Source organism: Acidovorax sp. Root568 (genome assembly GCF_001427445.1).
Taxonomy (GTDB): Bacteria; Pseudomonadota; Gammaproteobacteria; order Burkholderiales; family Burkholderiaceae_C; genus Acidovorax; species Acidovorax delafieldii.
This window is the reverse complement of the sequence record NZ_LMGP01000014.1, coordinates 58,484-84,606: the sequence shown is the minus strand read 5'-3', so window position 1 is coordinate 84,606 and position 26,123 is coordinate 58,484. Positions and strand designations below refer to the sequence as shown.

Annotated in this window: 25 protein-coding genes; 18 read left to right on the top strand and 7 right to left on the bottom strand. The window is 65.6% G+C overall.

The genetic code is table 11. From position 1 onward, the window contains the following. Nucleotides 1–53: 53 nt before the first annotated feature. Both ASD75_RS09975 and ASD75_RS09970 read right to left on the bottom strand, forming a co-directional pair. On the bottom strand, nt 54–806 hold the full coding sequence (locus ASD75_RS09975) for an Asp/Glu racemase (RefSeq protein ID WP_047351093.1): 753 nt from the start codon (nt 804–806) through the stop codon (nt 54–56). Nucleotides 807–898: 92 nt separating this feature from the next. Further along, nucleotides 899–1,861, bottom strand: a complete 963-nt coding sequence (locus ASD75_RS09970) for a tripartite tricarboxylate transporter substrate binding protein (protein ID WP_052952277.1) — start codon at nt 1,859–1,861, stop codon at nt 899–901. 98 nt (nt 1,862–1,959) lie between these two features. On the opposite strand from ASD75_RS09970, the gene ASD75_RS09965 reads away from it, so the two are divergent. Continuing rightward, nucleotides 1,960–2,829 (top strand): LysR substrate-binding domain-containing protein, encoded by an 870-nt coding sequence (locus tag ASD75_RS09965; protein WP_056745290.1) that lies wholly within the window; start codon nt 1,960–1,962, stop codon nt 2,827–2,829. A gap of 7 nt (nt 2,830–2,836) precedes the next feature. Here ASD75_RS09965 and ASD75_RS09960 read toward each other — a convergent pair whose 3' ends face one another. Further along, entirely contained in the window at nt 2,837–4,039 is a 1,203-nt protein-coding gene (locus ASD75_RS09960; protein WP_056059279.1) for an MFS transporter, read from the bottom strand. 123 nt (nt 4,040–4,162) lie between these two features. On the opposite strand from ASD75_RS09960, the gene ASD75_RS09955 reads away from it, so the two are divergent. Continuing rightward, the gene (locus tag ASD75_RS09955) at nt 4,163–5,047 is read left to right on the top strand and encodes a LysR family transcriptional regulator (RefSeq protein WP_056745289.1); all 885 of its coding nucleotides are present in this window, start codon (nt 4,163–4,165) and stop codon (nt 5,045–5,047) included. A 25-nt stretch (nt 5,048–5,072) separates the two neighbouring features. On the opposite strand, the gene ASD75_RS09950 is transcribed toward ASD75_RS09955, so the two are convergent. Both ASD75_RS09950 and ASD75_RS09945 read right to left on the bottom strand, forming a co-directional pair. Then, on the bottom strand, nt 5,073–5,270 hold the full coding sequence (locus ASD75_RS09950; RefSeq protein ID WP_015012532.1) for a hypothetical protein: 198 nt from the start codon (nt 5,268–5,270) through the stop codon (nt 5,073–5,075). 120 nt (nt 5,271–5,390) lie between these two features. Next, nucleotides 5,391–6,095, bottom strand: a complete 705-nt coding sequence (locus ASD75_RS09945; RefSeq protein ID WP_056745287.1) for a glutathione S-transferase N-terminal domain-containing protein — start codon at nt 6,093–6,095, stop codon at nt 5,391–5,393. 95 nt (nt 6,096–6,190) lie between these two features. Between ASD75_RS09945 and dapF the strand changes: the two genes are divergently transcribed. From dapF to lepB, 4 genes are all read left to right on the top strand, one after another. Then, nucleotides 6,191–7,072, top strand: coding sequence for a diaminopimelate epimerase (gene dapF, locus ASD75_RS09940; protein ID WP_056745286.1), 882 nt, complete (start codon nt 6,191–6,193; stop codon nt 7,070–7,072). Beyond that, the gene (locus tag ASD75_RS09935) at nt 7,069–7,758 is read left to right on the top strand and encodes a DUF484 family protein (protein WP_056059265.1); all 690 of its coding nucleotides are present in this window, start codon (nt 7,069–7,071) and stop codon (nt 7,756–7,758) included. The genes dapF and ASD75_RS09935 overlap by 4 nt, the downstream gene beginning before the upstream one ends. Before the next feature lie 56 nt (nt 7,759–7,814). Further along, on the top strand, nt 7,815–8,792 hold the full coding sequence (locus ASD75_RS09930) for a tyrosine recombinase XerC (RefSeq protein ID WP_056745282.1): 978 nt from the start codon (nt 7,815–7,817) through the stop codon (nt 8,790–8,792). 118 nt (nt 8,793–8,910) lie between these two features. After that, the gene (gene lepB / locus ASD75_RS09925) at nt 8,911–9,579 is read left to right on the top strand and encodes a signal peptidase I (RefSeq protein WP_082522360.1); all 669 of its coding nucleotides are present in this window, start codon (nt 8,911–8,913) and stop codon (nt 9,577–9,579) included. 47 nt (nt 9,580–9,626) lie between these two features. On the opposite strand, the gene ASD75_RS09920 is transcribed toward lepB, so the two are convergent. Together ASD75_RS09920 and ASD75_RS09915 are read right to left on the bottom strand one after the other, a co-directional pair. Next, the gene (locus tag ASD75_RS09920) at nt 9,627–11,282 is read right to left on the bottom strand and encodes a methyl-accepting chemotaxis protein (protein ID WP_056745281.1); all 1,656 of its coding nucleotides are present in this window, start codon (nt 11,280–11,282) and stop codon (nt 9,627–9,629) included. Between the two features lie 32 nt (nt 11,283–11,314). After that, nucleotides 11,315–11,842, bottom strand: a complete 528-nt coding sequence (locus tag ASD75_RS09915; RefSeq protein ID WP_099731229.1) for a chemotaxis protein CheW — start codon at nt 11,840–11,842, stop codon at nt 11,315–11,317. Between the two features lie 228 nt (nt 11,843–12,070). Here ASD75_RS09915 and ASD75_RS09910 point away from each other — a divergent pair, with 228 nt between their 5' ends. The 12 genes from ASD75_RS09910 to murF all read left to right on the top strand — a co-directional run bounded on the left by ASD75_RS09910 (nt 12,071) and on the right by murF (nt 26,112). Further along, entirely contained in the window at nt 12,071–13,306 is a 1,236-nt protein-coding gene (locus ASD75_RS09910; RefSeq protein WP_056745280.1) for a class I SAM-dependent rRNA methyltransferase, read from the top strand. Between the two features lie 112 nt (nt 13,307–13,418). After that, on the top strand, nt 13,419–14,480 hold the full coding sequence (locus ASD75_RS09905; RefSeq protein ID WP_056745279.1) for a GTP-binding protein: 1,062 nt from the start codon (nt 13,419–13,421) through the stop codon (nt 14,478–14,480). 197 nt (nt 14,481–14,677) lie between these two features. Further along, nucleotides 14,678–15,475 (top strand): RNA polymerase-binding protein DksA, encoded by a 798-nt coding sequence (gene dksA / locus ASD75_RS09900; protein ID WP_082564985.1) that lies wholly within the window; start codon nt 14,678–14,680, stop codon nt 15,473–15,475. A gap of 47 nt (nt 15,476–15,522) precedes the next feature. Then, nucleotides 15,523–17,262: an STAS domain-containing protein gene (locus ASD75_RS09895; protein WP_056745278.1), complete on the top strand. Its 1,740-nt coding sequence runs from the start codon at nt 15,523–15,525 to the stop codon at nt 17,260–17,262. A 153-nt stretch (nt 17,263–17,415) separates the two neighbouring features. Then, nucleotides 17,416–17,982: an ATP-dependent protease subunit HslV gene (gene hslV, locus ASD75_RS09890; RefSeq protein ID WP_056059237.1), complete on the top strand. Its 567-nt coding sequence runs from the start codon at nt 17,416–17,418 to the stop codon at nt 17,980–17,982. 132 nt (nt 17,983–18,114) lie between these two features. Further along, nucleotides 18,115–19,440 (top strand): ATP-dependent protease ATPase subunit HslU, encoded by a 1,326-nt coding sequence (hslU, locus tag ASD75_RS09885; protein WP_056745276.1) that lies wholly within the window; start codon nt 18,115–18,117, stop codon nt 19,438–19,440. A 252-nt stretch (nt 19,441–19,692) separates the two neighbouring features. Further along, a complete protein-coding gene (mraZ, locus tag ASD75_RS09880) occupies nt 19,693–20,121 on the top strand; it encodes a division/cell wall cluster transcriptional repressor MraZ (protein ID WP_015012546.1) in 429 nt (142 codons plus the stop codon). A gap of 8 nt (nt 20,122–20,129) precedes the next feature. Continuing rightward, nucleotides 20,130–21,056: a 16S rRNA (cytosine(1402)-N(4))-methyltransferase RsmH gene (rsmH, locus tag ASD75_RS09875; protein WP_056059230.1), complete on the top strand. Its 927-nt coding sequence runs from the start codon at nt 20,130–20,132 to the stop codon at nt 21,054–21,056. Between the two features lies 1 nt (nt 21,057). Further along, nucleotides 21,058–21,387, top strand: coding sequence for a cell division protein FtsL (gene ftsL / locus ASD75_RS09870; RefSeq protein WP_056059227.1), 330 nt, complete (start codon nt 21,058–21,060; stop codon nt 21,385–21,387). Then, nucleotides 21,384–23,129, top strand: a complete 1,746-nt coding sequence (locus ASD75_RS09865; RefSeq protein ID WP_056745274.1) for a penicillin-binding protein 2 — start codon at nt 21,384–21,386, stop codon at nt 23,127–23,129. The genes ftsL and ASD75_RS09865 overlap by 4 nt, the downstream gene beginning before the upstream one ends. Next, complete coding sequence (locus tag ASD75_RS09860; protein ID WP_056745272.1) at nt 23,129–24,643, top strand: UDP-N-acetylmuramoyl-L-alanyl-D-glutamate--2,6-diaminopimelate ligase; 1,515 nt, start codon at nt 23,129–23,131, stop codon at nt 24,641–24,643. Before ASD75_RS09865 ends, ASD75_RS09860 begins: the two co-directional genes overlap by 1 nt. Next, nucleotides 24,634–26,112, top strand: coding sequence for a UDP-N-acetylmuramoyl-tripeptide--D-alanyl-D-alanine ligase (gene murF, locus ASD75_RS09855; RefSeq protein ID WP_056745270.1), 1,479 nt, complete (start codon nt 24,634–24,636; stop codon nt 26,110–26,112). Before ASD75_RS09860 ends, murF begins: the two co-directional genes overlap by 10 nt. Nucleotides 26,113–26,123 lie beyond the last annotated feature (11 nt).

The following is a 26,123-nucleotide window of genomic DNA, read 5'->3' as shown; positions in this document are numbered from 1 at the left end:
GCCTGCCCGCCAGCTGCTTTCGTCAACGGACAGGCCTCTTGCCCTTGGGGAGGTCAGTAGGCGCCAGAGAGCAGGGCCCCTGCGTTGGGTACCCGCGTTTCCAGCCCCAGGCGCTTGAGCATCGCCCAGGTGGTGCAGGCTGCAGCGGACACGACAGGAATGCCCAACTGGTCCTGTGCCATCTGCACGGACGCCAGCGAGGGCATCTGCACGCAGGCCGAGATCACCACCACGTCCACGCCGCGCGTGTCCAGCCGTTGCACCAGCTGGGCCGGGGCGGCGGGGTCCTGCGCGCCCACCTGCAGGTTGTCGGCAATTTCCAGCGACAGGCTGTCGTGCACGGCAATGCCCTCGTGCTCGATGTAGTCCACCACCAGCTGGGTCAGCGGCTTCATATAGGGCGTGAGCACCGAGACCTTCTTGGCGCCCATGGCCTTGAGCCCTTCGACCAGCGCGCCTGCGCTGGACACCACGGGCGCGGGCTTGCCATTGGCCACGGTGACCTCATGCAGCCGCTTTTCGGATGCGCGGTGGTAGCCCAGGCCCATGCTCATGATGGCCACGAGGCAGGCATAGCCCATCACGTCCATCTTGCCGTCCGACAGCTCCAGCGCGCAGCGGTCGGAGTCGCGGTCCATCGCGGCCAGCTCTTCCTTAGTGACCTTTTGCATGCGCATGCGGCTGGCGTGGAAGCTGAAGCGCTCGGGCAGGATCTGCTCGCGGGCGCGCAGCATGGCCGGGATCTCGGTCTCCATGGTGGTGTTGGAGCTGGGCACGATCTGCCCGATGCGGTAAGTGCGTTGCATGGTGGTCTTTCAGGAGTCAATGGGCAAAGCGCTGCCCGCCCGGCGCGCGGAGCGCCGGAAATAGGATCGCGCAGGGGATGTCTGTGGGCCGGTCAGTCGGCCTTGATACCGGCGGCCTTGATGGTCTTGGCCCAGTAGGCGGTTTCGGTCTTCACCAGCTCACCGAGGGCGTCGGGCGGCAGGTAGCGCAGTTCGATGCCGGCAGCGTCGGCGCGCTGGCGCGTCTCGGGCATGTCGAGCGCCTTCTTCACATCGGCCGTGAGCTTGGCCACCACGGCGGGTGGCGTGGCGGCCGGGGCGAACAGGCCCACCCAGGCTTCGAGCTTGAAGTCGGGCATGCCGGCCTCGGCCACGGTGGGCACGTTGGGCAGGCCCGGGTGGCGCTTGGTGCCGGTGACGGCAAAGGCCTTGAGCTTGCCGCTGACCACATGCTGCATGACCGACGGTGGCGTGGTGATGAACACCTGCACCTGGCCCGCCAGCACATCGGCCACCGCAGGGCCCGAGCCACGGTAGGGGATGTGGGTCATGAAGGTGCCGCTTTGCTGCTTGAAGATCTCGGTGCCGATGTGCGACAGCGAGCCGTTGCCCTGCGAGGCGTAGTTCACCTTGCCCGGGTTGGCCTTGAGGTACGCGATGAATTCCTTGAGGTTGTTGGCTGGCACCGAGGGGTGAGCGGCAATCACGTTGGTGGCCACGGTGAGCAGCGCGACGGGGGCGAAGTCCTTGGCCTCCCAGGGCAGGCTGGGGGTGAGGGCCGGGTTGCCCACGTGGTAGGCCGAGTACGAGATCAGCAGGTTGTAGCCATCGGGTTTTGCGCGGGCCACGGCGCCGTAGGCCACGTTGCCGCTGCCGCCCGCCTTGTTGTCGATCACCACCGGCTGGCCGATCACGCGCGCCAACGGCTCGTTGAGCAGGCGGGCCGAGGTGTCCACCACGCCGCCGGGCGGGTTGGGCACGGTGAGCGTGATGGCCTTGCTGGGGTAGTTGTCTTGCGCCATGGCCAGGCCCGAGAGGGCCAGCGTGGCAGCCAGCAGGCTGTGCTTGATCGTCATGTTCGTCTCCACCAGATGTTGTAGTGAAGGTATTGTGGAAACAAGCGAATCAGCAGTCCAATATATTGTTGGTCTTGATCAAGACCTGAAAAGTATCAATGGAACTGCGCCATCTGCGTTACTTCGTCGCCCTGGCGGAAGAGCTGAGCTTCACACGCGCCGCGCAGCGCCTGCATGTCTCGCAGCCGCCGCTGAGCCTGCAGATCGCCCAGCTGGAACAAGAACTGGGCGCCCAGCTCTTCGTGCGCACCAGCCGGCGCGTGGAGCTGACGCTCGCAGGCCAGGCCTATCTGGTGGATGCACGCGCGGTGCTGGAGCGGCTGGACACGGCGCGCCAGCGTGTGGCGGCCATCGGCCAGGGGCAGGCCGGGCGCATTGAAGTGGGGCTGTCGGGCTCGCATTTCCTCGGGCCGTTTCCGGCGGCGCTGGCGCGCTACCGACAAAGCCATCCGGGCGTGGATGTGGTGCTGCACGAGATGCAGCCTTCGCTGCAGCAGGCGGCCCTGCGCGACAAACGCATCGATGTGGGCATCTCGCGCACGGCCGTCAACGACGACCAGCTCGCCAGCACCCTGCTGTGGCCCGACCCTGTGGTGGCGGCTTTGCCGCCCGGCCACCCGCTGGCGGCGCGCAAGGCACTGGCCTTGAAGGACCTGCGCAGCGAGGCCTTCGTGATGCTGCGCCGCGATTCATCAGCCCATGCCGAGCACATGGTGCAGTGCTGCGTGCAGGCCGGCTTTGCGCCCCAGGTGGCGCAGACCACGGTGGAGCTGGCGGCCGTGCTGAGCCTGGTGGCGGCCGGGCTGGGCGTGGCCCTGGTGCCGTCGTCCCTGGGCATGCTGTTCGGGCCGCGCGTGGTGTTCAAGCCCCTGGGCGCCAAAGCGCCGCGCGCCGATGTGCATGCGGTGCAGCGGCGCGACGACCTGCTGGGCGTGGTGCCGGCTTTCGTGCGGGTGATGGCGGGCTGAGGTGGGCTCAGTGCCCCACAGGCACCACACCAGCGGCACGCACGGGGATGCCGCTGCGCCGGTCCAGCACACCGCTCCAGTGCGTGAGGGCCAGCGACACCAGCACCACCAGCGCTCCGATCCACGGCGTGTGCTGCAGGCCCAGGTGCGTCACGATCAGACCACCGGCCCACGCGGCGCCGGCGATGCCCAGGTTGAAGGCGGCGATGTTCAGGCCCGAGGCCACGTCCACCGCCTGCGGCGTGAAGCGCTCGGCCTGCTTGACCACATACACCTGCAGCCCCGGCACATTGCCGAATGCCACGGCGCCCCACAGCAGCACGGTGCCCACAGCCAGCCAGGGGTGGGGCGCGGTGAACTGCAGCAGCAGCAGCACGGCCGCCAGCAGCGCAAAGATGATGCGCAGCGCCGGGATGGGGCCCAGCCGGTCGGCCAGCTTGCCGCCCCAGAGGTTGCCCACGGCCACGGACACGCCGTACACCAGCATCACCCAGCCCACCGAACCCGCGCTGAACCCCGAGATGTCGGTGAGGATGGGCGCGAGAAAGGTGAACGGAATGAAGGTGCCGCCGTAGCCGATGGCCGTCTTGGCATATACCAGCAGCAGGCGCGGCTCGGCCAGCACCTTGGCCTGCTGCAGCAGCGAGGCGGGCGGGGTATGCGCCAGGTTGCGCGGCACGAAGAGGGCGCTGCCGATGAAGGCTGCCGCGCCCAGGGTTGACACGGCCAGGAAGGTCTCGCGCCAGCCAAAGTGCTGGCCGATGAAGGTACCCAGCGGCACGCCCGTGACCAGGGCCACCGTGAGGCCGGTGAACATGATGGCAATCGCACTCGCGGCCTTTTCGCGCGGCACGAGGCCGGTGGCGATGGTCGAGCCGATCGAGAAGAACACGCCATGCGCCAGCCCGGTGAGGATGCGCGCGGCCACCAGTGTCTCGTAGCTGGGTGCCTGCCAGGCCAGCAGGTTGCCGGCGGTGAACAGCGCCATCAGCGCCAGCAGCAGCGCCTTGCGCGGCAGCTTGCCGGTGAGTGCGGTGAGCACCGGGGCGCCGACGGCGACCCCCAGGGCGTACAGGCTGACCAGCAGGCCCGCCGAGGGGATGCTGATGGAAAGGTCTGCCGCCACGGTGGGCAGCAGGCCAACGATCACGAACTCGGTCGTGCCGATGGCAAAAGCGCTGAGCGTCAGCGCGAGCAAGGCAATGGGCATGGGAATACTCCAGTTTTCAGGCTTTCGGGCTCTGGAGTGTGGGCGTTTGGGTCTTGCAGAAAAAGATCGTTAAGTGCCATTGATAATTGATTTGAAATCAACAATCAGGCGCCAGGAGTCCCCATGAAAACCACGCTGGAAGAACTGCAGGCCTTTGTCGCCGTGGTGGATGGCGGTTCGATCACGGCCGCAGCTGACGCACTGGGCCAGACCGTCTCTGGCATCAGCCGGGCACTGGCGCGGCTGGAGAAAAAGCTGGACACCACGCTGCTTCGCCGCACGACGCGCCGCACTGAGCTGACCGAGGAGGGCCAGGCCTTTTTGCAGCGCACGCGCGCCATCCTGGCCTCCATCGACGACGCCGAGGAGCACATGGCTGCGCGCCGCCAGCAGCCCGCAGGCCGCCTGCGGGTGAATGCCGCCACGCCTTTCATGCTGCATGCCGTGGTGCCCCTGGTGCCAGCGTTTCGCGAGGCGTATCCGCAGATCACGCTGCAACTGGACACGGACGAAACGTACATCGACCTGCTGGAGCGGCGCACGGACGTGGCCATCCGCATCGGACAGCTCCAGGACTCCACCCTGCATGCGCGCCCCCTGTGCACCAGCCGCGTGCGGGTGCTGGCCAGTCCCGACTACCTGGCGCGGACGGGCAGGCCCAAGAGCGTGGCGGACCTGGCGCGGCACACGCTGCTGGGCTTTAACCAGCCTGAGTCGCTTAACCACTGGCCGCTGCGGGGCGAGCATGGTGATGCCTGGCCCATCGTGCCCAGCCTCACCGCGTCGAACGGCGAAACGTTGCGCCAGCTCGCGCTGCAGGGGGTGGGCATCGTGTGCCTGTCCGATTTCATGACGGCCGGTGACCGTGCGCGTGGCGACCTAGTGCAGGTGCTGGCCAAGGACACGGTGGAGGTGCGCCAGCCCATCAGCGCGGTGTACTACCGCAACACGCAGCTGGCGGCACGCATCGCGTGTTTTCTGGATTTTCTGCAGGAGCGTCTGGGCTGAGCAGGCCTGCCTTGCAGGCCCGCCGTTAGCGCAATGCGCGCAGCTGCTGCAGGCGAAGCAGCACCGCGTCGATGACGGCATTGGCACCCTCCACATCGCAGCTCCACAGCATTTCCAGCAACTCGATCAAGGCGATGGCGTTCGTTTCCTGCAGCGCTGCACGGGCGGCAGCCTGGAGGTCGTGCAGGTCCAGATCCTGAAGAACATCAACGGTCAATCCCATGGGGCACTCCCTGTTTTTTTGAGGAGGCCCATGGTAGGTGCGTGGCGGCCGGGTGCCGGGCTGCGCGGCATGATCAAGATCAAGGGCCGATGAGAAACCCAGGCGCCCTGGCGCCCGCCGTCAGCCGCGTGCCGGAATCGCCAGCCCCCGGGCCACCGCCGGGCGCGCCACAAACGCATCGAGCACGCGCTGCACTTCCTTGAACTGGCCAAACTCCACCAGGTCGCCCGCGCCATAGAAGCCGATGAGGTTGCGCACCCAGGGCAGGATGGCAATGTCGGCGATGGTGTACTGGTCGCCCATCACCCATGGGCGGCCCGCCAGGCGCTCGTCCAGCACCTTGAGCAGGCGCTTCGATTCAGCGACATACCGGTCGCGCGGGCGCTTGTCCTCATAGTCCTTGCCCGCAAACTTGTGGAAGAACCCGAGCTGGCCAAACATGGGGCCCACGCCGCCCATCTGCCACATCACCCATTGCAGGGTCTCGTAGCGCCCGGCAGTGTCCTGCGGCATCAGCTGGCCGGTCTTGCTGGCCAGGTACACCAGGATGGCGCCGGACTCGAACAGCGCCAGCGGCTGGCCGTCCGGGCCGTTCGGGTCCAGGATGGCCGGGATCTTTTTGTTGGGGTTGAGCGAGAGAAACTCGGGCGAGGTCTGGTCATTGGTCTCAAAGCTCACCAGGTGGGGCTCGTAGGGCAGGCCCAGTTCTTCCAGTGCAATCGACACCTTCACGCCGTTGGGCGTGGGCAATGAATACAGCTGGATGCGGTTGGGGTGCCGGGCGGGCCATTTGCGGGTGATGGCAAAAGCGGAAAGATCGGTCATGCGAGGTTCCTGAAAAAGCCGGTGAAATCGAGAGAAGCTGCCAAGCGTAAGCCCGCACGTGGTTTGGCGCAGGGGCGGGGCCATAATCCCATCCCATGCAGATTCGCTTCACCAAAATGCAGGGCGCGGGCAACGATTTTGTGGTGCTCGACGAGACCCAGGGCCGCCTGGGGCTGAACACGGCCCAATACCGCTTCCTGGCAGATCGACACTTCGGTGTCGGGGCCGACCAGATCCTCACCGTGCGGCCTTCTCCTGGTGACGGCATTGACTTCGAATACGTGATCCACAACGCCGACGGCGGCGAGGTGGAGCAGTGTGGCAACGGTGCGCGCTGCTTTGCGCGCTTTGTGCATGACCGGGGCCTGTCGGGCAAGGACACCATCCGCGTGCAGACCAAAAGCGGCGTGATCGCGCCCCGCCTCACGGGCGACGGCCGCGTCACGGTGGACATGGGGCGTCCCGAGTTCGACCCCGCCCAGGTGCCGTTCGACACCACCGGTCTCACGCCCGTGCAGCAGGGTTTGGGGCAAAAATGGCCGCTGGCGCTAGAAGAATATGCCCCTGGTGCTTCTGTTTTGATAGCTGTTGCCTCCATGGGCAACCCGCATGCGGTGCAGCTGGTGGACAACGTGGACACCGCTCCGGTCGCGCAGACCGGGCTGCTGATCGAGCGCCACGCGCGCTTCCCCCAGCGGGTGAACGCCGGCTACCTGCAGATCGTGGACCGCTCCCATGTGCGCCTGCGCGTGTTCGAGCGCGGCGCAGGCGAGACCCTGGCCTGTGGCACCGGCGCCTGCGCGGCAGTGGCCAGCGGCATCCGCCTGGGGCTGCTCGACCCCGAGGTGCAGGTGGACACGCGCGGCGGCCGCCTCACCATTGCGTGGAGCGGTGCCGACACCGATTCCGTTTTCATGACAGGCCCCGCCACCACGGTGTTCGAGGGCCAGATCGACATTCCCGACACGCTCGTATGACTACCCACATCCCACCGATCACCGAAGACGACATCGCCCAGTTCCTCACCAACACGCCCGGCTTCTTCGAGCGCCATGCCGAGGTGCTGGCCAGTGTGCAGATCACCAGCCCGCACGGCGCGCGTGCGGTGAGCCTGCAGGAGCGCCAGGCTGAGATGCTGCGCGAGAAGATCAAGGGTCTGGAACATCGCATCATGGAAATGGTGCGCAACAGCACCGAAAACGCCGCCATTGCCCAGAAGGTGCACCAATGGACTGGCAGCCTGCTGCAGGTGCGCGACCCGTTCGACCTGCCTCAGGCCGTGGTCGACGGCGTGCGCACCCTCTTCGACGTGCCCCAGGCGGCGGTGCGTGTGTGGGAGGTGGCAGCGCCCTACATCGACGCCGACTTCACCCAGGGCGCGAGCGAGGACGCGCGGGCATTTGCGTCGTCGCTGACCATGCCGTTCTGCGGGCCCAACCTGGGTTTTGAGCCTGCAGGCTGGTTGGCGCAAGAGGCCGGTGAGCCTGCCCAGTCGCTGGCCCTGCTGCCGCTGCGCGCAGGCGCCATCGACAGCGCCACGCCTGCGTTTGGCCTGCTGGTGCTGGGGTCGCACGATCCACAGCGTTTTGATGCCACGATGGGCACCGACTTTTTGTCGCGCATGGCAGAGCTGGCGAGCGCAGCCCTTCTGCGGCTTCAGTAAGCAGTCGCAAGCCCCGCCGCCATTGCCAACCCAACGGCGTCTCAGCCACGGCCTCCATGCCTGAAACGCCTGCGGCACCCACCACGCTCGACCCCCACGTCCTGCGGTATCTGGAACATGTGCGCGTCGAAAAGCGGCTGGCCGCGCGCACGCTCACGCTCTACACCCTCGACCTCGAAAAACTGGCGCAGTTTGCGGCCAGCGTGAATGTGCCGTTGCTGCAGTTACAGACCGCTCACATTCGCCGCTTTGTCGCGCAGATGCACAGCGGCGGCCGCAGCGGGCGGGGCATCGCGCTCATCCTGTCGGGCTGGCGCGGCTTTTTCATCTGGGCGGGGCGGCAGGGGCTGATCCCGCACAACCCGGTGCAGGACGTGCGTGCCCCCAAGGCGCCCAAGCCTTTGCCCAAGGCGCTGGGGGTGGACGACGCCGTGCGGCTGGCCGAGTTCGACAACACTGGCGCCGACCCCTGGCTGGAGGCGCGCGATGCAGCCATGGTGGAGCTGCTGTACGGCTGCGGGCTGCGCGTGGGCGAACTGGCGGGGCTCGATGCCATCCCCAACGCCGACACCCAGCGCCAGGGTCGTGGCTGGGTGGACCTGCAAGCGGGCGAGGCCCATGTGTTCGGCAAGGGCAGCAAGCGGCGCAGCGTGCCGGTGGGCGCGGCTGCCACGGCCGCGCTGCAGGCCTGGCTGCAGCTGCGGGCCACACCGTTTGGGGGCGAGGGCTCTGTGCGGCTGGACACTGCCCTGTTTGTGGGCCAGCGTGGCAAACGGCTCACGGCCCAGTCCATCTGGCTACGCCTGCGCCAGCGCAGCCAGCAGGCGGGGCTGACCACGCCGGTGCACCCGCACATGCTGCGCCACTCGTTTGCCAGCCACCTGCTGCAGAGCAGTGGCGACCTGCGTGCGGTGCAGGAGCTGCTGGGCCACGCCAACATCACGACCACGCAGGTGTACACGCGGCTCGACTTTCAGCACCTGGCCAAGGTGTATGACGCGGCCCACCCGCGCGCGCGAAAGAAGTCCCCCTGAGTTGCCGTGCGGCGTCCCTCCAAAGGGCGGCGCGCCTGCTGGCCTGGCGGAACCAAGTGACAACCAGGCGCCTCCGAGCAACGTGGCGCCCGCTGTGGAGCGCCCTGGAGTTGTCCTCATGCTGCTGAAATGGATCCAATCGAACCGGTGGTTCATCGTGTTGCTGTTGTGCTTTGGCGTTTTTCGCACTGCAGTGGCCGACTGGAATCCCATCCCTTCGGGCTCGATGCGGCCCACGCTGCTGGAGGGGGACGTGGTGCTGGTCAATCGCCTGGCCTACGACCTCAAGCTGCCGCTCACGGACATGATCCTGGCGCACATTGATGATCCGCAGCGCGGCGATGTGGTCACCTTCTCCTCCCCACTGGATGGCACCCGCCTGATCAAGCGCATTGCGGCCTTGCCCGGAGACACGGTGGAGATGCGCAACGAGGTGCTCTACATCAACGGCCAGGCGGCCGAATACGAGATGCCCGATTCTGTGCAGGAGCCGGTGCTGCCAGGCCACACGCTCACGGCCACGCGCTGGACAGAGCGCCTGCTGGGGCATGAGCGCCGCGTGCAGTGGCTGCAGGGCGTGACTGCGCGCAGCAGCTTCGATCCGGTGCAGGTGCCCGAGGGCGAATACCTGGTGCTGGGTGACAACCGGGACAACAGTGCCGACTCGCGCTACATCGGCCTGGTGCCACGCCATCTGCTCATCGGGCAGGCGCACCGCGTGCTGCTGTCGGCCGATGTGCTGGGCCACTGGGCGCCGCGTCTGGAGCGCTTTGGCAAGGCGCTGTAGTCCCTCCAGTTCATCAGGGGCGCGGCCTGCACGCCTGGCCGCGCTGCTCAGACGGCTGCCATCGGCGGATGGGCGTGACCGAGCGAGGGGCGGCGTACGGGCCGGTGCTGCGCGACAGCAAGTGGCTCATGGACGTGGACGAGGGCTTGGACCGCAGGCAGCTTGAAGGTGGCAACCGTGTCGACCAGTTCGCCCGCCTGCTGGTTCAGGCTGGCAGCGGCTGCGGCCATTTCTTCCACCAGTGCGGCGTTTTGCTGTGTGGCCTGGTCCATCTGCGTTACCGCTTCGTTGATCTGGTCCACCCCCTGGCTCTGTTCGGTGCTGGCGGCAGTGATATCGCCCATGATGTCGGTGACACGGCGGATGGAGGCAACGACCTCACTCATGGTTTGACCGGCGCGGTCCACCAGGGCAGACCCGGCTTCCACGCGCTCCACGCTGGTTCCGATCAGGCCCTTGATCTCGCGGGAGGCCTCGGCCGAGCGGCTCGCCAGCACGCGCACCTCGGTGGCCACCACGGCAAAGCCCCGGCCCTGGTCGCCGGCGCGGGCGGCCTCCACCGCCGCGTTCAGCGCCAGGATATTGGTCTGGAACGCGATGGAGTCGATGACCCCGATGATCTCGGAGATCTTGTTGCTGCTGTCGTTGATGTCCTTCATGGTGCGCACCACGTCAGCCACCACCTCGCCACCCTGCACTGCAATCGAGGTGGCGGTCTGGGCCAGCTGGTTGGCCTGGCGGGAGTTCTCGGCGTTCTGGCGCACAGTGGCGTTGAGCTGCTCCATGGAGGCGGCTGTCTCTTCGAGCGCACTGGCTTGCTCTTCGGTGCGCGAAGACAGGTCGTTGTTGCCCTGTGCGATTTGTTCCGAAGCGCTGGCTACGTTGATGGAGCTCTGGTGCACCATGGCTACCATGGTGGCAAGGCTGTCCTGCATGCGCTTGAGTTGCGCCATCAGGCTGGAGGTGTCGCCGGGCCTGAGGTCAATGGCCACGGTCAGGTCGCCGTGCGCCACGCTGCGCGCCAGTGCGGCAGCAGTGCCCGGCTCGGTGCCCAACTGGCCCACGATGCTGCGGGTCACGAGGTAGCCAAAGCCCAGGGCGAATAGCACACCACTGGCAATAGCCAGCGCCACGAACCATCGCGTATTGGCATAGGACTCGACCGCTTGGTCATACTCCTTGCGCGCGGTGTCCAGTTGCACCTGCACCAGAGCGCCCAGCACGTCTTGCAGCGGATCGAGTGCGGGGTACATCTCTCGTGCTGCATAGTCGGTCAGGCCCGGCAGGTCCTTGTTACCGATCAGGTTTTCCAGCGCTTGGACGGCGCCATCGGCTTTGGGCTGCAGCTCTTTGAATTGGGCTGCCAAGCGCACTTCGTCGGCCACCAGCTCGGTCGCCAGATAGGCGTTCCAGTTGTCACTGATGTCCTTCTTGGCTCTGGCGATCGAATCCAACCCTTGCTGCGGGGTGAGCGCGCCGTCGCGCACCTTGTGTGCGGTATCCACTACGTTCACGGCGTACGCGTCTGACACCAGCTTGATCTGTTTGAGTGGCACCACGCGGTCCTGGTACACGGTATTGAGCCCCGCGTTGGCGCGCTGCATGCCAGTGAGGCCTGCGCTGCCGATCACAACGGTCAGCACGCAAAGTACGGCCAGCAGCAGAGACAGGCGGGTAGAAATCTTCAGGTCATTGAAGTTCATGATTAGCAGTTCCTTGTGGGTGATGCAGCCGCTCAGTGGCTGGTGGCAGGTGTATCACTCGCTACCGATTTGGCAAGAAATTTCTCGATATCGAGCAGGATCAGCATGCGCGGGCCGACCGAGCCGATGGCCAGCAGGTGTTCGGGCTTGACGTTGCCGCGCAGGGCGGGCACGGGGCGCAGCTGTTCGCGCTCCAGCGTGAGCACGTCGGACACGCCGTCCACCACCACGCCCACCGTCCGCTGGCCGATGTGCAGCACGATCACCACCTTCAGGTGGTCGTACTGCACAGCGGTCTGGCCCAGCTTCAGGCGCAGGTCGAGGATGGGCACGATCACGCCGCGCAGGTTCATCACGCCCAAAAGCTCACCGGTCGCGTTGGCGATGGTGGTGGGCTTCTCGTAAGACCGGATCTCCTGCACGCGCAGGATGTCCACCCCGTATTCCTCGTTGCCTATCTTGAAGGCCAGAAATTCGCGAAGATCGGTCATCACGGCCTGGGCCGTGCCGGGCGCGGGAGCCAGGCGGGTGATGCTGGGGCGTGTGGCAGAGGTGGTCATCGGAGTGTTTGTGATAAAAATGATAATTTACGCAATTTTATCGATTGCAAATCATATTTGTCAAATACGCGGTTTCAATGAGGCAGATCGGCTGCGTTCCTGCCGGGCTGGGAAGGGCTGGCTGGGCCTGCCTGATGGGGGTGTGACCAGGGGCGTGGGTAGCTTTTGCGCGCAGTTTTCCATCGGCGGGTGGCTCACCCGTGCCCGCCAGCACGCACAATCCGGGTCATGAAAACCCTCCGACTCCGCGCAGGCAAAGAGCGCTCGCTATTGCGCCGCCATCCCTGGATCTTTGAATCGGCCATCGCCAAGGGCGGCGGCGACAGCGGCGAGACCGTGCGCGTGGAATCGCACGAAGGCCAGTTTCTGGCCTGGGCCGCGTACAGCCCCAGCTCGCGCATCCGTGCCCGGGTGTGGAGTTTTGATGAGGCGCAACGCATTGACGCTCCGTTTTTTATAGCTGCTTGCGCACGTTCCATCATCGCCAGGGCACGTTTTGGCGTGCAAAGCGATGGCGTACGCCTGGTGCATGGCGAGTCCGACGGCCTGCCCGGGCTCATCGTGGACCGCTATGGCGATACGCTGGTGGCGCAGTTCACCAGCGCAGGCACCGAGCGCTGGAAGGGGGTGATTGCCGATGCGCTGCTGCGCGAAACGGGGCTGACCAAGCTCTACGAGCGCTCGGATGCCAGCGTGCGTTCGCTGGAGGGCCTGGAGCCCGCCACCGGCTGGCTGCGCGGCGGGCCCACGGGTGCTGCAGGTGATGGCGAGGGGCCGCCGCTCGAACTCACGATCCGTGAACACCAGTGGCGTCTGACGCTCAACATCGCTGAGGGCCACAAAACCGGCTTCTATCTGGACCAGCGCGACAGCCGCCAGCGGTTTGCCGACTACACCCAGCGCCTGGGCTTCAAGCATGTGCTCAACTGCTTTTGCTACACCGGTGGCTTCAGCGTGGCGGCACTGGCGGGCATGCGTGCAGCGGGCACTGTGGCCGACGGGCACGTGACCTCCATCGATTCCTCGGGCCCGGCCCTGGAGCGCGCCCGCGCCCATGTGGCGCTCAACGGGTTTGATCCGAACCGGGCCACCTTCCTCGATGCCGACGTGAATGCCTCGCTGCGCCAGTTCCTCAAGGAAGGCCAGCGCTTTGACGCCATCATCCTGGACCCGCCCAAGTTCGCCCCCACGGCGGCCCACGCCGAGCGGGCCGCGCGCGCCTACAAGGACATCAACCGGCTGGCGCTGCAGTTGCTGTCGCCCGGCGGGGTGCTGTTCACCTTCTCGTGCTCGGGCGGCATCAGCGCCGACCTGTTCCACAAGATCGTGGCCTCGGCTGGCGCCGATGCAGGGGTGGACGGCTACATCCTGGAGCGCCTGGGCGGCGCGCCCGACCATCCGATGACGCTGGAGTTTCCGGAGGGCGAGTACCTCAAGGGGCTGGTGGTGATGCGCAAGGGGTGAGCTTTCCGGTGCCAGCAGGGGCTTGACAGCCTCGGTACACTGAAAAAGATGCCCCTGGGTGGGGCACTGCGCCGCGCAGCGCAAGTATTTGATTCCCTTGAAAGACAGATTTATGGCACTGATCCCCGTCACCATCCTCACCGGCTTCCTGGGCTCGGGCAAAACGACGTTGCTCAAGCGCCTCTTGAGCGAAGCCCATGGCCAGAAGATCGCCGTGATCGAGAACGAATTCGGCGAAGAAAACATCGACAACGACATCCTGGTGACCGAGTCCAAGGAGCAGATCGTGCAGATGAGCAATGGCTGCATCTGCTGCACCATCCGCGAAGACCTGCGCGAGACGCTGCAACTGCTGGCGGCCAAGAAGCGCAAGGGCTTGCTCGACTTTGACCGCATCGTGATCGAGACCACCGGCGTGGCCGACCCGGGCCCCGTGGCACAGACCTTCTTCATGGACGAAGAGATCGCCGAAACCTACCTCATCGACTCGATCATCACGCTGGTGGACGCCAAGCATGCGCCACAGCAGCTCAACGACCGGCAGGAGGCGCGCCGCCAGGTGGGGTTTGCGGACCAGATCTTCCTGTCCAAGATCGACCTGGTGTCCAAGGACGAGACCGACGCGCTGATCCATCGCCTGAAGCACATGAACCCGCGCGCGCCCATCAAGGCCGTGCATTTTGGCGAAGTGCCGCTCAAGGAGGTGCTGGACCTGCGCGGCTTCAACCTCAATGCGAAGCTGGACATCGACCCGGACTTCCTCAAGGAAGAAGGGGATGGGCATGGCCACCACGACCATGACCACGAACATGGCAAGCACTGCAGCCACCCCTCCCACCAGCATGAGCACGGCCATGGCCATCATCATCACCACGATGACGATGTGAAGAGTTTTGTGTACCGATCGGACCGCCCGTTCGATCCGGCCAAGCTCGAAGACTTCCTTGGCGCCATCGTCAATATTTACGGCCCGCGCATGCTGCGCTACAAAGGGGTGCTGAATATGAAGGGCACTGAACGCAAGGTCATATTCCAGGGCGTGCACCAGCTCATGGGCAGCGACCTGGGCCCCCAGTGGGCCGAGGGCGAGGCGCGTACCAGCAAGATGGTCTTTATTGGCATTGACCTGCCCAAGGACATCTTCCTGCAGGGGCTGGAGCAAAGCCTGGTCTGACCTGTTCGCCGGTTCCGAGGGGGCAATGGAGCCCGATTTGTGTTGTATCTGCAACGTTTCCGTTTGCGTCAGCCCAGGTCGATACAATCGCGCCCCGGCAAGAACCTGTGAACAGGTTCTAGACCCCGGAAGGCTTGCCACACGCCCTTGGCTGCGAATGCAGCTGGGGCCCGCCCGTACTGCGAGGAGACCAGGAAGTGAAAGCCGACACCAGCAAATCCAAGGGGGCCACCAAGGCACCCCCTGCCGCGGCGAAAAGCGCCGCCGCCCCAGCGGCACCCAAAGTTGCTGCGAAGGCCACTACCAAGGCTGCTGCGGCACCCAAGGTGGTCGCGCCCCCGGCCGTGGCGGCACCCGCTCCGGCGCCCGCACTGCAAGCGGGCTCGCAGGTACCCGTGCGCACAACCCGGCCTTCTTCCCGATTGGCCCAATTGACCGTACCATCCATGGCACAGACGGTGGCTTCGACAGCTGCCAAAGCCAGTTATCAACACACCATGCCCACGACCGCGCAAGCGCAGCCCACTTACACGGCTGCCAAAAAAGACCCCAAGCTGGCGAACAACTGGAAAACCAAGTCCGTCGCCGAGCTGACCGACGCTGAAGTCATGGCCATGCCCGACAGCGAGTACATGAACGAAAAGCAGATGGCGTTCTTCCGCCTCAAGCTCGTTCAGCTCAAGCAGGACATCCACAACAGCGCCGGCGAAACCACTGAGCATCTGCGTGAGGACACCGTGGTGGTGCCCGACCCGGCCGACCGCGCCACCATCGAAGAAGAGCACGCACTGGAGTTACGCACCCGCGACCGGGAGCGCAAGTTGCTCAAGAAGATCGAACAATCCATTGCCCGCATTGATGCAGGTGACTACGGTTACTGCGACGAAACCGGTGAGCCCATTGGTGTGGGCCGCCTGATCGCACGTCCCACCGCCACGCTGTCGCTCGAAGCGCAGCAACGCCGCGAACTCAAGCAGAAGATGTTTGGGGATTGAGCAGGCAGCCGCCTGTTGATCAACGAGCGCACTCTGCACCCTGAGCCATGAGCAAGGAAGAATCGACCCCTGGCGGCCTGCTATCGAAGGTGGTGCGGTTCGTGAAGAATCCGACCGTCAATTGGACGGAGCTGGACTCCCTCCAGGACGACCGGGAGAGCCAGTACAGCAAGCAGATGCTCAAGGAGATGATCGAGCGCAAGCGCCGCAACGATTTTGTGCGGCGCCGCGAGTTCGATCAGCTGCGCAAGCTGCGCCAGCGCGAGGTCTTGCACGGGCAGCGGGTGGAAGATGCCGCAGGGCGCCCCTCGTTTTTCCAGAGCAGCATGGCATCGCCCGACGAGCGGGCCGTGACGCTCAAGAAGATCGACGAGATCGAAGCGCAGATGTCCCAGCAGTGGTGGAAGAGCAAGCAGGGCGCCGACGCACCCACCCAACCAGGGGTGATGCCGGATTCCAGCACGGAGGCGTCTGCGGAAGAGCAAGCCCGTGCCTATGCGCCCACGGTGCCCGGGAGCCTGTCTGCCCCGCTGGATACCAAACCCGCCGTTCAGCCTCTGTTCGCTGATGACAGCATGGCCATTGGCCGCTTTGGTGGCACGGACGCCACCATGCTGCCCGGCAGCACCCCACACGTCGAAGCATCCTTCAGCCCTGCGGCTCCCACGGCTGCGCCCGCGCCCGCATTCGAACCGGAGGAATTCGTGCACGAACCCGATCTTGAAGAAGCCGCCATCCGGTTTGCCAATGGTGACCATGCAGGGGCCGAGTCTGGCCTGCTGGAGGTGCTGGCCCAGCACCAGCAGGACGATCCAGCGCAGCAGCTGGAAATCTGGATGACGCTGTTCGACCTTTACCGGGCCACCGGGCAGCACGACCGTTTTGACACCCTGGCCATCGACTTTGCCGCGCAATATGGCCGCTCGGCGCCGCTGTGGTTTTCCATCCCGGCGCAACTGGGCCTGGCCGTTGAAGTGGCTCCCGCTGCCGAGCCTGCCGCTGCCATGCGCCGTGATTTCAGCTGGAACGCTCCGCCCACCGTGGCGGTTTCTTCGGTGGCGGCACTGCAGGCCTCGCTGGCCCGTGCTGCGTCACCCTGGACGCTGTCCTGGTCACGCCTTGCTTCGATTGACGAGGCGGCAGTGCCCCTGTTGGCTGACCAGTTCAGCCTGTGGGCCGACCGCGATGTCCAGATCGTGTTTTCGGGGGTTGAAAAACTCCATGCCCTGCTCGATGCCAAGACCCAGTCGGGCGACCGCTCGAACAGCCCCGAGTGGTGGCGTTTGCGCATGGCAGCCATGCGCCTCATGGGCAAGCCCGACGAGTTTGAACTGGTGGCGCTCGACTACTGCGTGACCTACGAAGTCTCTCCGCCCTCCTGGGTGTCGCCACGTTGCGGATACTCGGACAACGAGGGTGTGTCTTCAGGCTCTGCGCCTCTGGCCGCCGACAGCGGTTTCATGGCGTCCGATCTCGGTGAGTCGTCGGTCCCCGCTCCCTTGGAGACCGGACCCGTCGCACAGCTCAGCGGCCATATCGACGGCGATGCCACGCCCCTGCTGCAGCCGTTCGAGGCGCACTTCAAGCCCGGCGTGCCGCTGACCATCGCCTGCGACAAGCTGATCCGGGTGGACTTTGCTGCTGCAGGCTCCGTGCTCAACTGGGCGGCCGAGCAACAGGGCCACGGCCATGTGATCCAGTTCCACAACCTGCAGCGGCTGGTGGCGATCTTCTTCAACGTGATCGGAATCAACGAACACGCCTGGGTGGTCCCCCGGAAGAACTAGCCGCACCTCTCCTGGGGTGGGGCTGTTCCGGTCCAGATTCCAGTCTTGCGGGTAGTCCGGAATGGCGTGTCGCGTGGTTGCCCAGGCTGCGTGTGCGGCATCCGTCCCGAGGTCGGCTTGCAAAATGCCCGGTGATCCCCATCTGCCGCAGCTATGGATTCATCTCAAGACAACCATCCGGTGTTCCACGGCACCACCATCCTCAGTGTGCGTCGCCAGACGCCTTCCGGCATCCAGGTCGCCATCGGCGGCGATGGGCAGGTCACGCTGGGCAACATCGTGGTCAAGGGCACGGCGCGCAAGGTGCGCAAGCTCTACCACGGCAAGGTGCTGGCGGGCTTTGCGGGCGCCACGGCCGATGCCTTCACGCTGTTCGAGCGCTTCGAGGCGAAGCTGGAAAAGCACCAGGGCCACCTGACGCGCGCTGCCATCGAACTCACCAAGGACTGGCGTACCGACCGGGTCTTGCGCCGCCTCGAAGCCATGCTGGCCGTGGCTGACGCCAGTGCGTCGCTCATCATCACCGGCAATGGCGACGTGCTGGAGCCCGAGCAAGGCATCGTGGCGATTGGCTCGGGGGGCGCTTATGCGCACTCGGCGGCCAAGGCGCTGCTGGTGAATACCGAGTTGTCTGCCCAAGAGATCGTGAAAAAGTCGCTCGAAATTGCGGGCGAACTCTGCATCTACACCAACATGAACCACACCATCGAGACGCTCTGAGCGTGCGACGGTGGAACAGGCCCCGCGCAGGCCTCACGGTCAGCGCATCGAGGGCTGAATGCTCTGTTTTTTATAGCTGCTTGTGCATGATTCACTAGCGCTACAGTCCCATTTGATACCAGGAAGACCTGTATGTCGTCCATGACCCCCCAGGAAATCGTCTCCGAGCTGGACCACCACATCGTGGGCCAGGCCAGCGCCAAGCGTGCCGTGGCCATCGCTCTGCGCAACCGCTGGCGTCGCCAGCAGGTGGAAGGCAGCCTGCGCCAGGAGATCACGCCCAAGAACATCCTCATGATCGGCCCCACTGGCGTGGGCAAGACCGAGATTGCACGCCGCCTTGCAAGACTCGCCGATGCGCCCTTCATCAAGGTCGAGGCCACCAAGTTCACCGAGGTGGGCTACGTGGGCAAGGATGTGGATTCCATCATCCGCGACCTGGCCGAGATGGCGGTGAAGCAGACGCGCGAGGCCGAGATGAAGAAGGTGCGCACCCGCGCCGAAGATGCCGCCGAGGAACGCATCCTGGACGTGCTGATCCCCCCGGCCCGCGCAGCGGCAGGCAGCGAACCCGCCGCTGACAACACGGCCCGCCAGGTCTTTCGCAAGAAGCTGCGCGAAGGTGCACTGGATGACAAGGAGATCGAGATCGACGTGGCCGAAGGCCGCCCCCAGCTCGAAATCATGGGCCCCCAGGGCATGGAAGAGATGACCGAGCAGCTGCGTGGCATGTTCAGCCAGCTGGGGCAGGACAAGCGCAAGACCCGCAAGCTCAAGATCGCTGAGGCCCTGAAGCTCATTGCCGATGAAGAGGCGGCCAAGCTGGTCAACGAAGAGGACATCAAGACCCGCGCGGTGGCCAGCGCCGAGCAAAACGGTATCGTCTTCATCGATGAGATCGACAAGGTGGCCGCGCGGCAGGAAAGCAGTGGCGCCGACGTATCGCGCCAGGGCGTGCAGCGCGACCTGCTGCCGCTGGTGGAGGGAACCACGGTGTCCACCAAGTACGGCATGATCAAGACGGACCACATCCTGTTCATCGCCTCGGGGGCGTTCCACCTGTCCAAACCCAGCGACCTGATCCCGGAGCTGCAGGGACGGTTCCCGATCCGGGTGGAGCTGGAATCGCTGTCGGTCAAGGACTTCGAAGCCATCCTCACCCAGACCCATGCGTCGCTGGTCAAGCAGTACCAGGCGTTGCTGGCCACCGAGGGCGTCACGCTGGAGTTCGCGCCCGAGGGCATCACCCGCCTGGCGCACATCGCCTTTGAGGTGAACGAACGCACCGAGAACATCGGCGCGCGCCGCCTGTCCACGGTGATGGAGCGCCTGCTGGACGAGGTGAGCTTTGACGCCACCCGCCTGGCCGGCCAGGCCATCACCATCGACGCCGCCTACGTCGATACCCGCCTGCAGACTCTGAGCCAGGACGAGGACCTGTCGCGCTACATCCTGTGACCACTCGGTCAACCCTTGAGAGGTCACTTTCATAGGCCTCTCTAAGTGCTTCTTTTTCAACGACTTTTGGCATTCTGGTGTCTGAAAAAACGCATCTAAGTCGTTGATTTCATTGAAAAGTTTGTGGGACAACCCCCTTGTTCGGTGTGCTTTTCCTGCTACAGTGCAAAAAAGTGCAATTAAGTGGTGAAAAGTGCCCTCAGGGTCCGTTTCTGGACCTGCGAGGCGCAAAACCGAACTGGGAATCTGTCCGTGTTTCAAGGTGCCTCGTCGCTGAGTCTCGATGCGAAGGGTCGGCTGTCCGTGCCGACCCGGCATCGTGACGTCCTCGCGGCCACGGCATCCGGTCAGCTCACCATCACCAAGCACCCGCACGGCTGCCTCATGGTCTTCCCCCGCCCTGAATGGGAGAAGTTCCGCGAGCGCATTGCCCAGCTGCCCATGTCCGCCCAGTGGTGGAAGCGCATCTTCCTGGGCAATGCCATGGATGTGGACATGGACGCCACCGGCCGTGTGCTGATCTCCCCCGAGCTGCGCGAAGCCGCCGGTATTTCCAAAGACACCATGCTGCTGGGCATGGGCAATCATTTCGAACTCTGGGACAAGGCCACCTACGACGAACAGGAAGCCAAGGCCATGCAGGGTGAGATGCCGGATGTCTTCAAGGACTTCTCCTTCTAAGGCGCGCTGTGACATCCCCCTTGCAACACACCACCGTCCTGCTGAACGAGGCCGTGGACTCTCTCCTGGGCGGCGCAGGCCCGGAGCCTTCCGGCACCTGGATCGATGCGACCTTCGGGCGCGGCGGGCACTCCCGCCTCATCCTGCTCCGGCTGGGCCCCCAGGGGCGCCTGGTGGCCTTTGACAAGGACCCCGAAGCCATCGCCGAAGCAACGCGCATCACCGATGCGCGTTTTTCCATTCGGCACGAAGGTTTTCGCCATCTGGCCGACCTGCCGCCTGCCAGTGCTGCGGGCGTGCTGATGGACCTGGGCGTGAGCTCGCCCCAGATCGACAGCCCCGAGCGGGGCTTCAGTTTCCGTTTTGACGGTCCGCTGGACATGCGCATGGATACCACGCGCGGCGAAAGCGTGGCCGATTGGTTGGCCACGGCCGAAGTCGGTCAGATTGCGGAGGTGATACGTGACTACGGTGAAGAACGGTTTGCTGGCCCCATTGCAAAGGCGATTGTTGCTCGGCGCGAAGAACGGGGTCCTCTTGCAACCACCGCAGAATTGGCCGACCTCGTGGCTGGCGCGGTCAAAACCCGCGAGCCGGGCCAGAACCCTGCAACGCGCACATTTCAAGCTCTTCGGATTTTCATCAACGCCGAGCTTGAAGAGCTGCAACAGGCGCTAGAGGCCAGCCTCTCGGTGCTGCAGCCCGGTGGGCGGCTGGTGGTCATCAGCTTTCATTCGCTCGAAGACCGCATCGTCAAGCAGTTCATCGCCAAACATTCCAAGGAGGTCTACGACCGCCGCGCACCGTTTGCTGCGCCGCAGGCCATGAAGCTCATCGCGCTCGACCGCATCAAGCCCAGTGCGGCCGAGGTCGAGGCCAATCCCCGCTCGCGCAGCGCCATCATGCGCGTGGCCGAGCGCACGGCGGTCGTCTGACATGACGCGGCTCAACGTGGTCCTGTTGCTGGCGGTGCTGGCCAGTGCGATCTATCTGGTGCACACCCAGTACGAATCGCGCCGCCTGTTCACCGAGCTGGACCGCGCCGTGGCCGAGGCCCGCCGTCTGGAGACGGAGCACCAGCGCCTGCAGGTGGAAAAGCGCGCCCAGGCCACTCCGCTGCGGGTGGAGAAGATCGCGCGCGCGCAGTTGAACATGCGCACCGCCACCCCAGCGATCACTCAGTACGTGTCTGACCCGCAAGGCGTCGCAACTGCCACCGCAGCGGCAGCCGCCGCCGCTTCGCAACCCGCCGGGGTGCAGCCATGAGCCGCAGCGTGCTCTACACATCCAGCCCTTTGCTGGCCAGCAAGACGCCGGTCTGGCGCAGCAAGTTCATCGTGGCGGTGATTGGGCTGGGCTTTCTGGGGCTGGCTGGGCGGGCGGCCTATGTGCAGGTGTTTGGCAACGCGTTCTTCCAGCGTCAGGGCGAGGTGCGTTTTGCGCGCACGCTGGAGTTGCCTGCCAACCGCGGCAAGATCGTGGACCGCAATGGCCTGATCCTGGCGTCCAGCGTGCCGGCTGCCAGCATCTGGGCGATCCCCGAAGACGTGGACCAGGACAGGCCCGAGGTTCGCGCCAAGCTCAAGCAGCTGGCCAAGCTGCTGGACATGCCGCAGGCCGACCTGCTGAAAAAGCTGGCGGATGAGGACAAGACCTTCGTCTGGATCAAGCGTCAGCTTGACTGGGACGTGGGCCAGCAGATCGCAGCCCTGGACATCAAGGGCATCTACCAGCGCAAGGAATACAAGCGCCAGTATCCCGAGGGCGAGGCCGCCGCACACGTGGTGGGCTTCACCAACGTGGAAGACCACGGCCAGGAAGGCATGGAGCTGGCCTTCGACAAGGAGCTGGCAGGCAAGCCCGGTTCGCGCCGCGTGATCAAGGACCGATTGGGCCGCGTGGTGGAAAGCGTGGGCGAAACCGTGCCCCCGGTCGATGGCAAGGACATGCAGTTGTCCATCGACAGCAAGGTGCAGTTCTTTGCGTACCAGAAGCTGCGCGACCAGGTCGCCGCGCACAAGGCCAAGGCGGGCAGTGTGGTAGTGCTCGATGCCCACACGGGTGAGCTGCTGGCGCTGGCCAACTACCCGAGCTACGTGCCCGACAAGCGCCAGAACCTGACTGGCGAGCAGCTGCGCAACCGTGCGCTGACCGACGTGTTCGAGCCCGGCTCGACCATGAAGCCGTTCACCATCGGCCTGGCGCTGGAGACCGGGCGCGTGCGCCCAGAGACCGTGGTGGATACCAACCCCGGACGCATCACCATCACAGGCTCCACGATCTCGGACACGCACAACTACGGCGTGCTCACGGTCGAAGGCGTGATCCAGAAGTCCAGCAACGTGGGCACCACCAAGCTGGCCATGCAGATGCCCGCGCGCGAGATGTGGGAGACTTTCTCGGCCGCCGGTTTTGGTCAGAAGCCCCAATTGCACTTCCCGGGCGTGGTGACGGGCCGCCTGCGCCCCTACAAGAGCTGGCGCCCCGTGGAGCAGGCCACCATGTCGTACGGCTACGGCCTCTCGGCCAGCCTGTTCCAGATGGCACGGTCGTACACCGTGTTTGCCAATGGCGGTCGGGTGATTCCCGCCACCATGCTCAAGACGGCCGAGCCCGCCGTGGGCGTGCCTGTTTTTTCCGAGCGCACGGCCGACCAGGTGCGCAAGATGCTGCAGATGGCCGCAGGCCCCGGCGGCACGGGCCAGAAGGCGCAGACCGTGGGCTACTCCGTGGGCGGCAAGTCGGGCACGGCACGCAAGCAGGTGGGCAAGAACTACGCCTCGGGCAAGTACCGCGCGTGGTTCACCGGCATGGCACCCATCGACAAGCCCCGCATCATCGTGGCCGTGATGATCGACGAGCCCAGCAATGGCGTGTTCTACGGCGGTGCCGTGGCTGCGCCGGTTTTCAGCGAGGTAGTGCAGCAGACCCTGCGCATGATGGGCGTGCAGCCCGACATGGCCGTCAAGCCGCAGATCGTGGCCAATGCCGTGGAGGAGTCGCTGTGATGCAAGCGCCGCTCCACACCCTGCAGACTGCCAGCGACGCGGTGCAATGGCTGCGCACGCGCGTCACCGGCGCACTGCACACCGACAGCCGCCAGATCACGCCCGGCGACGGCTTCATTGCCTGGCCCGGTGCCGCCACAGACGGCCGCGCGCATGTGGCCGACGCCATGGTGCGTGGCGCCACGGCCTGCCTCGTCGAACAGGCGGGGGTCGAGGCCTTTGCTTTTGCGGGCGACCACATGGCCGCGCTTCAAGGTCTCAAAGCCGCCACAGGGCCCATCGCCGCCGAATGGTTTGCACAACCCACGCAGCAGCTGAAGGTGCTGGCGGTGACGGGAACCAACGGCAAGACGAGCACGGCGTGGTGGCTCGCAGGTGCTCTGAATGTGCTATCGAATGAGGAGCAATCAGGGCAAGATCAATGTGCGCTGGTGGGCACTTTGGGCATGGGACTGCCACCCGCGCTCACCTCCACCGGCATGACCACGCCCGACCCGGTGCGGTTGCAGCGCGCGTTTGCCCAGTTTGTGGCGCAGGGCCTCGGTGCCTGCGCCATCGAGGCCTCGTCGATTGGATTGGCCGAGGCCCGGCTTGACGGCACGCACATCCACGCGGCCATCTTCACCAACTTCACGCAAGACCACCTGGATTACCACGGCAGCATGGCCGATTACTGGCTGGCCAAGCGGGCGCTGTTCGACTGGCCGGGCCTGCAGGCTGCCATCATCAATGTGGACGACCCCGCAGGCGCCCAACTGCATGGCGAGCTGAAGGGCAGTGCCCTGGATCTGTGGAGCGTCTCGGCCCAGGGGGCTGCGCGCCTGGCGGCGCAGGACATCACCCTGGGCGACCAGGGTCTGTGTTTCACGGTGGCCGAGGGCTCTGACCGGCACCTGCTGCAAACTCGCGTGATCGGCCAGTACAACGTGCTGAACCTGCTGGGGGTGCTGGCTACGCTGCGCAGCCTGGGTGTGCCGCTGGTCCGCGCTGTGCGCGCCTGCGCCAGCCTGCAGCCCGTGCCGGGCCGCATGCAGCGGCTGGTGGCGGTGGGCCAGCCCCTGGTGGCCGTGGACTACGCACACACCCCCGACGCTTTGGACAAAGCCCTGCAAGCCCTGCGCCCCCTGGCCACCGAGCGTGGCGGGCGGCTGTGGTGCGTGTTCGGCTGCGGCGGCGACCGCGACGCGGGCAAACGCCCGCTGATGGGTGCCGTGGCCCAGCAGCAGGCCGACCAGGTGCTGGTGACCAGCGACAACCCCCGCAGCGAAGACCCGGCCGCCATCCTGCACCAGATCCTGCAGGGCACGATTGCCGGTGGCACCGTGCGTGCTGAGCCCGACCGTGCGGCCGCCATCGCCCAAGCCATTGCCGAAGCCGCACCTGCCGACGTGGTGCTGATTGCCGGCAAGGGCCACGAAGACACCCAGGAGGCGGCAGGCGTGCGCGTGCCGTTCTCCGACATGGCCCACGCGCAGGCTGCGCTGCAGGCCCGAGGAGCCCACACATGGGCATGAACACCATTGCACCCGTCATGACACTGCAGCAAGCCTGGGCACTGCTGCAGCCGCGTATTCCCGCTGCCCGCTTGGTGGGCGATGGCGCCACGCCGCTGGCGCGTGTGCACACCGACACGCGCACCCTGCAGCCGGGCGATCTGTTTGTGGCGCTCAAGGGCGAGCGTTTTGATGCCAACGCCTTCCTGGCCGATGCCCGTGCTGGCGGTGCCGCTGCAGCCATTGTGCACGGTGGTCTGGAGGCAGCCGGTTTGCCCGGCATCGAAGTGCCCGACAGCCTGGCTGCGCTGGGCGCACTCGCCACGGGCTGGCGTACGCAGTTCCACCTGCCGCTGATCGGCGTGACGGGCAGCAATGGCAAGACCACGGTGACGCAGATGATCGCGTCCATCCTGCGTGCCTGGCAGGGTGAGGCTGCGTTTGCCACGCAGGGCAATTTCAACAACGACATCGGTGTGCCGCTGATGCTGATGCGCCTGCGCGCCAGCCACCGCGCCGCCGTGATCGAGATGGGCATGAACCACCCTGGCGAGATCGCCACGCTGGCCGCCATGGCCCAGCCCACGGTGGCCTTGGTCAACAACGCGCAGCGCGAGCATCTGGAGTTCATGCATACCGTCGAGGCGGTGGCCCGCGAGAACGGCTCGGTGTTTGCCAGCTTGCCCGCCGATGGCGTGGCCGTGTTCCCGTCAGGGGATGCCTACACGGGCCTGTGGCAGTCGCTGGCTCTGGGGCGGCCCGGCCGCCGCACGGTGACCTTTGGTGATGGCGGCGATGTTCGCTGTGCGCAGGCCACGTGGGAGCGCGGCGCCTGGGCGGTCACCCTGGCCACACCACGCGGCGAGATCACGACCCGCCTGCACATCGCTGGCCGCCACAACGTCACCAACGCGCTGGCAGCCACGGCGTGCACGCTGGCAGCGGGTGCACCCGTCGCGGCCATTGCCCAGGGGCTGCGCGACTTCACACCGGTCAAGGGCCGTTCGCGCGCTTTCAGTGTGACCGTCGCGGGCCGCGACATCACGGTGGTGGACGACACGTACAACGCGAACCCCGATTCCATGCACGCTGCCATCCAGGTGCTGGCCGAACTGCCAGGCCCGCAACTGCTGGTGATGGGCGACATGGGCGAGGTGGGCGACCAGGGGCCACAGTTCCACACCGAGGCCGGCGCACTGGCCCGTGAGGCTGGTATCTCCACGATGTTTGCGCTGGGCGCGCAGTCGGTGCACGCCGCGTCGGCGTACGGCGACGGGCAGGGTGGTGTTGCCCGGCATTTCAACGATATGAGCGCACTGCAGGATGCGGTGCGCAACGCCCTGCCCACGGTGGGCAGCGTGCTGGTCAAGGGATCGCGATTCATGAAGATGGAACAGGTGGTCGAGGCGATCAGCGCCGCCGCACTGCCCCCAGAACAACAACAAAAGCCGATCAATCCACGGGAGGGACACCATGGCGCAACGCATTGATATTGCCCGTA